Annotated in this window: 10 protein-coding genes and 1 riboswitch; of the genes, 3 read left to right on the top strand and 7 right to left on the bottom strand. The window is 46.9% G+C overall.

The genetic code is table 11. From position 1 onward, the window contains the following. Both ACLFWI_RS20930 and ACLFWI_RS20925 read left to right on the top strand, forming a co-directional pair. Positions 1-453, top strand: a 453-nt coding sequence (locus ACLFWI_RS20930) for a Uma2 family endonuclease (RefSeq protein WP_446414519.1), incomplete at its 5' end; no start/stop codon positions are given. Between the two features lie 74 nt (positions 454-527). Continuing rightward, the gene (locus tag ACLFWI_RS20925; protein WP_446414518.1) at positions 528-1,121 is read left to right on the top strand and encodes a Uma2 family endonuclease; all 594 of its coding nucleotides are present in this window, start codon (positions 528-530) and stop codon (positions 1,119-1,121) included. A 345-nt stretch (positions 1,122-1,466) separates the two neighbouring features. Here the strand turns inward: ACLFWI_RS20925 and ACLFWI_RS20920 are convergent, their stop codons facing one another. The 7 genes from ACLFWI_RS20920 to ACLFWI_RS20890 all read right to left on the bottom strand — a co-directional run bounded on the left by ACLFWI_RS20920 (position 1,467) and on the right by ACLFWI_RS20890 (position 7,625). Beyond that, positions 1,467-1,934: a DNA phosphorothioation-associated protein 4 gene (locus tag ACLFWI_RS20920; RefSeq protein ID WP_446414517.1), complete on the bottom strand. Its 468-nt coding sequence runs from the start codon at positions 1,932-1,934 to the stop codon at positions 1,467-1,469. Positions 1,935-2,087: 153 nt separating this feature from the next. Further along, the gene (locus ACLFWI_RS20915; protein WP_446414516.1) at positions 2,088-3,929 is read right to left on the bottom strand and encodes an N-acetylmuramoyl-L-alanine amidase; all 1,842 of its coding nucleotides are present in this window, start codon (positions 3,927-3,929) and stop codon (positions 2,088-2,090) included. A 24-nt stretch (positions 3,930-3,953) separates the two neighbouring features. Next, complete coding sequence (gene cobW / locus ACLFWI_RS20910; RefSeq protein WP_446414515.1) at positions 3,954-4,988, bottom strand: cobalamin biosynthesis protein CobW; 1,035 nt, start codon at positions 4,986-4,988, stop codon at positions 3,954-3,956. A gap of 12 nt (positions 4,989-5,000) precedes the next feature. Continuing rightward, positions 5,001-5,390 (bottom strand): DUF1636 family protein, encoded by a 390-nt coding sequence (locus tag ACLFWI_RS20905; protein ID WP_446414514.1) that lies wholly within the window; start codon positions 5,388-5,390, stop codon positions 5,001-5,003. A gap of 318 nt (positions 5,391-5,708) precedes the next feature. Next, positions 5,709-6,554: a cobalt ECF transporter T component CbiQ gene (gene cbiQ / locus ACLFWI_RS20900; protein ID WP_446414513.1), complete on the bottom strand. Its 846-nt coding sequence runs from the start codon at positions 6,552-6,554 to the stop codon at positions 5,709-5,711. A 6-nt stretch (positions 6,555-6,560) separates the two neighbouring features. After that, a complete protein-coding gene (locus tag ACLFWI_RS20895; protein WP_446414520.1) occupies positions 6,561-6,857 on the bottom strand; it encodes an energy-coupling factor ABC transporter substrate-binding protein in 297 nt (98 codons plus the stop codon). Positions 6,858-6,866: 9 nt separating this feature from the next. Continuing rightward, positions 6,867-7,625 (bottom strand): energy-coupling factor ABC transporter permease, encoded by a 759-nt coding sequence (locus tag ACLFWI_RS20890; protein ID WP_446414512.1) that lies wholly within the window; start codon positions 7,623-7,625, stop codon positions 6,867-6,869. A gap of 527 nt (positions 7,626-8,152) precedes the next feature. Beyond that, positions 8,153-8,299: riboswitch (cobalamin riboswitch) on the bottom strand. Positions 8,300-8,472: 173 nt separating this feature from the next. Between ACLFWI_RS20890 and ACLFWI_RS20885 the strand changes: the two genes are divergently transcribed. Continuing rightward, positions 8,473-8,946, top strand: a complete 474-nt coding sequence (locus tag ACLFWI_RS20885) for a TspO/MBR family protein (RefSeq protein WP_446414511.1) — start codon at positions 8,473-8,475, stop codon at positions 8,944-8,946. The last annotated feature ends 73 nt before the right edge of the window (positions 8,947-9,019 follow it).

Here is a 9,019-nt window from a genome sequence, read left to right as displayed (position 1 = left end):
GAAAGTGGTATTAGTAATGCTGGTTTGACGGCTAAAGTTTACAATTGGAACGAGCGAACCCGACTGGGAAAAGTGTTTGACTCTTCTACTGAGTTTCGATTACCCAATAATGCTAAACGTTGTCCCGATGTGTCTTGGGTAATTTTGGAACGATGGGAAGCATTATCCCCCGAACAACGGCGACGTTTTCCACCCTTATGTCCCGATTTTGTGATCGAACTTCGTTCTGAAAGTGATTCGCTCACAAGTTTACGTGCCAAAATGGTAGAGTACCAGGAAAATGGTGCCCGTTTAGGGTGGCTGATTGATCCGCAAACACCCTTAGTGGAAATTTATCGACCAGGCGTTGATGTCGAACTGATCAATTTCTCGATTGACGAACCACCTACTCTTTCAGGGGAAGATATATTACCGGGTTTTGTTCTCGATTTAACGGTTATACTGAATCCTTAACGTTATCAGAATTAGGTATAACTTTGCCCTAGATATGGCTAATAATAGAATTAATTCAGTTGGCTAGTACAACCATGGACACTCTAACCCTGAACGTACCCCCCACCGTTGGCTTAACCGACGAACAATTTTATCAACTTTGTGTAGCAAATGAACAATGGCGTTTAGAACTCACCGCTGATGGAGAATTAATTATTATGCCCCCAACAGGTGGAGAAAGTGGCATTCGGAATGCAGATTTGACCACAGATTTGACGCTGTGGAATCGTCGAACCCGACTGGGAAAAGTGTTTGACTCCTCCACTGAGTTTCGCTTACCCAATAATGCCAAACGTTGTCCCGATGTATCTTGGGTAATTCTGGAACGATGGGAAGCTTTATCTCCGGAACAACGGCGACGCTTTCCGCCTTTATGTCCAGATTTTGTGATTGAACTTCGTTCTGAAAGCGATTCGCTCCAAAGTTTACGTACCAAAATGTTAGAGTACCGGGAGAATGGTGCCCGTTTAGGTTGGCTGATCGATCCGCAAACGCCCTTGGTGGAAATTTATCGACCATTCGTTGATGTAGAACAGATCAATTTCTCGATTGATGCACCACCCACACTTTCAGGGGAAGATGTATTACCGGGCTTTGTTCTCGATTTAACGGTTATAATGAATCCTTAGATTTCTGATTCAATCCACTTTATAGCGTTTATCGTTGTGTGAGCGCAAGCCTTCATCTGTGTCAACTTAAGCCACCGGAGAAGGGCGGGTTTAATGTAGGGGCGGGTTTGACTACTATCATTCAGGGTTGCACCCAGATATAACTAAACCCGCCCCGACAAAGTTTTTGCCATAAGTTATAGCAACCGCCATAGCGGTTAGGACACATCTTATGGTAGAGACGCGCTTTTGAAGCGTCTGGAACAATGGTGCCGAAAGTCCTAATCGATGTGTCTACTGCTATATCTGTAAAACCCGCCCCTACAGCACCCTTTGTATGGGTTCACCTCGCGCCTTTAGGAACCGTTATAGAAATCGGGTCAAATCAAAATCGTCGTCAGGAACCTCTTGTTTAAACCGTTGTGCATTCAAAACTAATAATAATCGTTCTGAATAATCTACCGCCCCCCGCAACTCGTCTCGTAATATCTCCAACCCCCCATGGGCATATTCTTCAAAAATATGAATCCTTTCCTCCTCTGCTTTGGCGTCAAAGGAGGAGAGAATTTTGGCATCTTTGGTTTCGACAAGTGCCAAAAGTTTAATCAGGGCGTCATATCCCCTCGACACAAATATTTCTAACCCAATCGGTGCAGGTTCTTTCTTGGCAATCGTTCCTAGAGGCGATCGCTTCTTGCGCTTGACCCCCAACGCCGCTGCAAAGGCGATAACGTCGGCATAAGTTTGAAAGGGTCCGGTTGTCTCGGCTGATGCGGTTAACGCTTTGACTAAATCGGCTTGATCCTTGGCAATTCGGATGCGATTGACACCCATTCCCGTGACATCCTCCTAATTATCGTCATTCGTCATTTGGTCGGGGCGGGTTTTGCAGCCAAGCTAGGGATAACAATCAATATTAGTCCCTAAACCCGCCCCTACACACAGACGTGCCATGGCACGTCTCTACAATCTCCCTCACCCAACACCCTATTGGGTTTGCTGAATGTACAGTAAAATACCCCGCGCGATCGCCTGGGCAATTTGGCTGCGAAATTCTGGTGTGGCGAGTCTCGGCGCATCCTCAGCCCCAGTGACAAAACCTACTTCCACTAACGCAGAAGGCATAGAGGTGCGTCGGATGACAAAAAATCTGCCTTGCTTCACGCCGCGATTCCGCATTCCGGTACTCTGTAATAGACTGTTTTGAATCGCTTCGGCTAGCCCTCGCCCATTGGCATAATAATAGGTTTCCACACCATTCACATCGGGACGACTCATGCTAATCGCATTCGCATGGATACTGACAAATAGGTCAACATTCGTTTGTTGTGCCAGTTGAACTCGCCCTCTGAGGCTAATAAATCGGTCATCCGATCGCGTCAATATCGTTTGTACACCCTGTTGTTCTAAAAGTGCCGCAACTTGGAGAGAAATGGGCAAAATCACGTCTTTCTCCTGCAAGCCACCAATCCCCACAGCGCCAGGATCTTTACCCCCATGTCCCGGATCAATCATCACCACAACGCGACTATTGCGAACCCCAGGAAATACAGTCGGCGGCGGTGAACTCTCTGGCGGTAATCGTTCCGGTGGCGGTACAGGAAGCGCACCCGTTGGTGGTAAAGAGACTCTCGTCTGTCGCAGGGATAGGGCTAAGAGTTGATCGCTGGGTTGATTGAGTTCGCCAATCTGGGTATTTCGATCCGGTTGAACTACAATCACCACGGTACGCGAATCAGGCTGGCGCAGTCTCACCTGGGATAACGGACTATTGACGCCTAGCTGAGGTCCTTGAACTCCTTGGGAAAGTTGAGCATCTGGGATGGTAATTTGGAACTGATTGGCGTTAGGATTCCAATTCCCACTCGCCCGAATCCGTCCATCCGCCCGGATTAATAATTGAGTGCCATTTTGGGCGATGTCCACCGATTCAATGGTGGCGAGACTTGTAGCCGCCGTGGGTTCCCTATCAGATCGTCGCGGCGATAAGCCATCAAGCTGCGACGCCGAAACTCCTCTGGGTAATAATACCAAACCACCCACGGAGCTATAATTGATCTGCCAGTCGGGACTCTCGCGATTCACTCGTAAGGTGATGCGAGTTGGGGATGAGGAACCCGACGGTTGAGATAATTGAATTTGGTTGACCCCATAGCGATTCACCGACACCGTTTGATTCAGTAAGTCTGGGGGTAGGGTAATTCCTTCTACCTCAAACTCAATGGTCCCGCGATCGCGACTTCGTTGCACCTGAATCTCTTTGGCTTCCCCTTCATTGGTGCGAATAAAAAACCCATCCCTTGTCACCTGAATCGGATCAAGTTGCACACTTGACTCTGTTGTGTCAGGAGAGGGTTCCGGTGGTGTGGGGCGAGGTACAGGTTGGGGGGGAGGAGTTGTCGGCGGTAGGGGACGAGGTGCGGTTGTGGTTATCCGCTGCGGTTCAGGAAGTTGTACAAACCACTGTCTCGGTGACGCCCCCCGAAATTGAATCTGTTGGGGGTCTATAGTATAACCCGGTGCAATTTCTACCACAATTCGCGTCGTCTGGCGGTCAAACTGTCCCACCCGAATTTCGCGAATCCCTCCCCCCACCGACTGGCTGACGCTGGAACGTCCCAATGTCGTACCGGGTAAATCGATAACTAGGCGCAGGGGATTGGGAATCAGTTGGGCTGTAGGTTGAACACTACCATCTGTAGTAAATTCCAGTTGATTTTGACTCGCATCAAAACGCCACAGCAGAAGTCTACCGGCTTGTGCGGGTAATGAAACCAGAAACGTACTCCAGAAGCTAATAAGTAGCAGTAGCCACTGAATTTTCCTCATTCCCCTACCCTCACGATTAATCGTCTAACTGCCAATTGCTTGCTCAATTTCAGCTTGGTCTAGTTTACGTCCAATTAGCACTAACCGAGTTTGGCGAGATTCGCCATTGTGCCACAGTCGATCATAGAATGAATCGAAGCGATTGCCGACTCCCTGCAAGACTAGGCGCATGGGTTTATTGGGTACAGACACAAAGCCTTTGATCCGGTAAATCTCCTGCTGTTGCACGAGTTGTTGCAGTTTAGCGATTAGGGTTTTGGCTTCAAAGGGTTGATCGGATATAAATTGGACGGAATTAATCTCGTCGTCATGGTCGTGGTCTTCCTCGGTATCATGATGACTGGGACGGCTATCTAAATTATCCTCGACGGCGGCGTTGAAACCGAGTAAGAGTTCCGGCTGAATCTTTCCCTGATCACAAGGGATAACCTTAACGCCTGTGGGTAATTGATCCTGTAACCAGTCTTTGATCCGAGTTAGCGTCACCTCATCGACTAAATCAACTTTCGTCAGCAAGACTAAATCCGCACAAGCCAATTGGTCTTCAAAGAGTTCCTCTATCGGGGTTTCATGGTCTAAATTGGGGTCAGCTTGGCGTTGGGCTTCTAAGGCATTAATGTCACCGACTAACGTTCCGGCGGCTAACGCTTGACAATCGACCACGGTGATTACTCCATCCACAGTAGCACCGTTGCGAATGGGAGTCCAACGGAAGGCTTGAACTAAGGGTTTGGGTAAGGCTAATCCAGAGGTTTCAATTAGCATACAATCGATGCGATCGCGCCGTTGCAAGAGTTGCTGCATTGTCGGGAAGAATTCTTCCTGAACGGTGCAGCACAGACAGCCATTGGTCAGTTCTACAATATTATCGTTGGGATTGTCCTCTTCATCGCAAATTTGGCAGGAACGCAATAACTCACCATCAATACCCACTTCACCAAACTCATTCACCAGAACCGCTATTTTACGTCCTTGGTTATTTTGCAGTAAATGGCGCATCAATGTGGTTTTGCCAGAACCGAGAAAGCCAGTAATTACAGTTACGGGAATTTTATGCATGATTATTTAACCTCAAGATAAGGGTGGAATTCGTGCCAAAATGCCTTTTTTTAGGGGTTCAGGTCGTTTTGACCAAGGCAATAAACCATCGGGTTGGCTATGATATAAACTGGCACAATCTAGGATAGCCGCTGCTGTTTGGGGTAATGTCTCTACATCGATGGGTAAATCCCCAAATAGATACGTATGTTTACCCAAGGCGGCTAAGGAAACCGCACAAGGGCGACTACAAGCACTCATACATTCAACTGGTTGAAGTTTAAATTCATCTCGGAGTGACCAGTTTTGGTGGAGTTCCTGCAAGGGTTCTAGCAGTTTTTCGCCACCACTTTGACCAACTCGCTTGCCATCTTTCCAGGTACTGGCGCAGGTTGTACAGACAAATAAGGTATGTTGATTCATGTTGATTTTACCTTCGTACATTCATACATTCGTACATTTCGTACATTTCGTACATTCGTAGGGGCGAAGCATTCGCATACAGACGTTTCGGTTTTCTGTCAACCTCCCAACGCAAATACTTCTCCCAAACACGTTCAAATAATACACATCAAATCTGCCCATTGATAGGCAAAGTTTAGAGCATGAGTAGCAATCACTAGAGTTGTTCCAGCGGCGTTTAATCATTAATGTCAACAATGGCGAAATCCTTGTCGTAGTGTGAGCATCTTGCTCACTATTAATACCCAATTGAAATGCATGACAGCTTATACGGGTGAATTAAGGGAATAGAGAACATGGAATAAACAACGAATGACAAGTGACAAATGACGAATGACAACTAACCAACTCAACACCTAACAATCCCCCACAACCCAAAACGGCTTCCACTGCATAGCGTTTGGAGTAGCGATAGTGATGGAGTAAACCGACGGGAAATTCTCCAGTAAATCCTCGTGCTGCCAATCCCAGGGAAAATTGATGATAGCGTTGTAATGTCCGCCCAAATAGTTGTCCAACCAGTAGTCCTAAACTATGCATCGTTAAACGCCAAGTGCGATAGCCATTTCGCGCCTGTTGTGCTAATTTTAACTCCCTTGCTGTTTTAAGCAAGATAAACACAAAGCGATACATTAATAGAAGTATATCCGTGAGGATAACTGGTACATTCAGCCGTCGCATCGTCTGCACAATTTCGATAAAGGGGACAGTACAAAGGATAAAAAACAGACAAGACACACAAGCTAGCGATCGCATGAACACAACGCCAGCTTGTTGACTACCACGGCGACTGATATAGAGATACCAGGAACCCAGATTCATCCCACCCAATTGATCCGTTTGGGCAAACTCAATTTGAGTCGTGGGGGCGATATTTACGATTAAAGCGGGTAAACCCATGAGTAAGAATAGAGAAGCTAGTGCGATTAATCGTAAGTAAATTCTGCCGTGGATTCCGGCATAACCTACCGTCCATATCCCCATCCATAATACAATCAGAAATTGAGTCGGTGCATGGCTAAAAAGAGCAATAAACAACACCACCAACGCGAATCCCAATTTCTGGGCGGGGGGAAGATAACGCAGACGATTCCGGTACGCGATCGCATCAATTTCCAGAGTCATGTTAATTTATTCAGACTGTTGATTCCGTTCCGATCTCCCTTTGTATCGTCCAATAACAAAGCCGACTATTCCCGCACCAATTGCCCCCTGGGAAACAAATAGCAGGGATTCCGTTTCGCCACCAGGCGGTTCAATTAAGGGTTCAAACCAAGGTTCATAGTCAGGATTAACCTCGCCAATTGCCGCTTCAGCTTCACCATCAGCCCCGCCAAATTCCGAGTCCCGAACGATTAACAATGGCACAATGGCGAGCAGGACAACTCCTAATACCAATACCCAATTATTCCACCCTGTTTTTTCCATTTTCACCGTTTAATAACCTCCTTTAACCAAATTCAATAATGCTAATTCCTCGCGACTGTAGGACATTAGCCAGTTCCACACCAAAACTGTTAATAATCCTTCACTAATTGCCAAGGGAATTTGAGTCACCGCGAAAATCCCAGCAAACTTGAGAAATGAAGCCATAATTCCGCCAGTTGCGGCGGGAAATGCCAGCGCTAACTGGAGAGATGTAACCACATACGTGATCAAATTCGCCAAAGCAGTGGCTAGAAAAATAGCGAATTTCTGCAGCCCACTCACTTGCATAATTAAGCGATAGGTGCCATAAGCGATAAACGGTCCCACAACTGCCATAGAAAACGCATTTGCCCCCAATGTCGTCAACCCGCCATGTGCCAGCAGCAGGGCTTGAAATAGGAGAACTAAACTCCCCAATACACTCATCGTTAATGGACCAAACAACACCGCACCCAATCCTGTTCCTGTGGGATGGGAGGAACTTCCGGTTACCGACGGTATTTTTAAGGCGGATAAGACAAAAGCAAAGGCACCAGATAGCGCCAGCAGCACTTTTAATTCTGGGTTTTGCTGGGAGATTTGTGTGATTGAACGCAGTCCAAGAATAAAAAAGGGCAGAAAGACAACCCACCAGAAAATTGCCCAACCTGAGGGTAAGAAACCTTCCATGATATGCATGGCAAAGGCGGGCTGTGGGGCAAAGATAATTAAGCCCAAACTTAACCCAGCGATTAAGACTAGATTGATTGTCCGTTTTTTTCGCTTCATTGGTCAAATTACCTCTATGCGTAGGGTGTGTTAGCGTAGCGTAACGAACCTCGGTATTTTTCGGAGAATTTGATCGCATTCCAGGTGAGAACACTGTGTATCAAACCTAGGGCAATTCCCCAAACAGCAGGCTAGGGCATTTTTTCCGGTTAGCGCGACGATCATTGTTGCTAGTATTAAGCTGGCTTTTTGCCCTACTATCCCATTATTCATGAAGCTTTTCTCCTTTGAGTAAATCAGTAGTTTGATTGCGTTGTCCTGGTTATCAATGATTAGGAATTCCTAACGGACAGCTAAAGGCTTGCCATGGGACGAACCTCTTACTTGACTCTTGTACTCACCTATGCGTAGGTAAGGACAAGAGACTTTTGGTTAACGAATCATTCCGTTTTCGTTCAAACAAGTTGAGGCATACCCATTAACCCGACTCTCGATCAGGCATCAGGGCGTTCTGTAGCGATCGCCTCACAGGTTGTAATTGTGGCAAATTGAGACTATGCACCATCCGTACCTCGCAGATGAATGTTAACGTTTCGTCCACGTCGGCGGGCATTCTGACTCAGAAATCCGGGTTGGTTTCATCACAGTTGCGGGACAGCGCCGGATTTACACCGAACTTTCCCCGTTACCTCTAATGGCTGATCCCCATTAGAACCGACCGAGATTAATACTTTACCATGTCGGTTCGGCAAGGACTACCCTTTTTCGCTTTTCGCTCAGTGGCGGGATTTCCTCCTGACCACAAAACCTGTACCAAAAGGATAAGCTGGTTTTATCGGGATGATTAGCTCAATCTATAAAACTGGGGATGATCACCCGATGTCGTGGGATTTTCACAGGGGAGAACATGATTAAATCCTGGATGGTAATTGGGACTGTAACCTTGCTAGTGGCGTTGGCGGGTAACTGGTTAACGTCCGATGATGTGCGATGGTTCAACCGCCTGCGCCGCCCCCGATGGTTGACATTTGAGTCGGCGATTCCTTTCATCTGGACGGTTATTTTTATTTGTGGGGGATGGTCTGCTTATGTGGTATGGGAAAGTAAGCCAGGGCGTCCTCAAACATGGCTGGTTTTGGGGTTATATTTGCTGTTGGAAATAGTAACAATTGCCTATACGCCAGTAATGTGCCGACTTCGCAGTCTCAAGGTGGGTACGATGATTGGGGGGGCGGGGGCTATATTGAGTATTATTTTGGCAATTTTAGTTTATCCTATCTCAGTTTGGGCATCGGTTTTGCTGTTGCCTTATATTATTTGGAGTCCGATTGGAACCTACACGACTTGGGCGATGATTCGACTGAATCCGGAAGCGGAATAGGTATGGATTGAAGTGTATTTAATTGAGAATATATCACCTTGGGTTATCCTGTAGGGGCGACCCGCTTGCACAA

The sequence above is a fragment of the Coleofasciculus sp. genome (assembly GCF_046539235.1).
Classification (GTDB): Bacteria; Cyanobacteriota; Cyanobacteriia; order Cyanobacteriales; family Coleofasciculaceae; genus Coleofasciculus.
This window is presented reverse-complemented; position numbering and strand designations above follow the sequence as displayed.

Excerpts from the sequence above, each read along its gene's own strand:
- ACLFWI_RS20925 (WP_446414518.1), top strand. The coding sequence starts at position 528 with ATGGACACTCTAACCCTGAACGTACCCCCCACCGTTGGCTTAACCGAC.
- ACLFWI_RS20920 (WP_446414517.1), bottom strand. The coding sequence starts at position 1,934 with ATGGGTGTCAATCGCATCCGAATTGCCAAGGATCAAGCCGATTTAGTC.
- ACLFWI_RS20915 (WP_446414516.1), bottom strand. The coding sequence starts at position 3,929 with ATGAGGAAAATTCAGTGGCTACTGCTACTTATTAGCTTCTGGAGTACG.
- cobW (WP_446414515.1), bottom strand. The coding sequence starts at position 4,988 with ATGCATAAAATTCCCGTAACTGTAATTACTGGCTTTCTCGGTTCTGGC.
- ACLFWI_RS20905 (WP_446414514.1), bottom strand. The coding sequence starts at position 5,390 with ATGAATCAACATACCTTATTTGTCTGTACAACCTGCGCCAGTACCTGG.
- cbiQ (WP_446414513.1), bottom strand. The coding sequence starts at position 6,554 with ATGACTCTGGAAATTGATGCGATCGCGTACCGGAATCGTCTGCGTTAT.
- ACLFWI_RS20895 (WP_446414520.1), bottom strand. The coding sequence starts at position 6,857 with ATGGAAAAAACAGGGTGGAATAATTGGGTATTGGTATTAGGAGTTGTC.
- ACLFWI_RS20890 (WP_446414512.1), bottom strand. The coding sequence starts at position 7,625 with ATGAAGCGAAAAAAACGGACAATCAATCTAGTCTTAATCGCTGGGTTA.
- ACLFWI_RS20885 (WP_446414511.1), top strand. The coding sequence starts at position 8,473 with ATGATTAAATCCTGGATGGTAATTGGGACTGTAACCTTGCTAGTGGCG.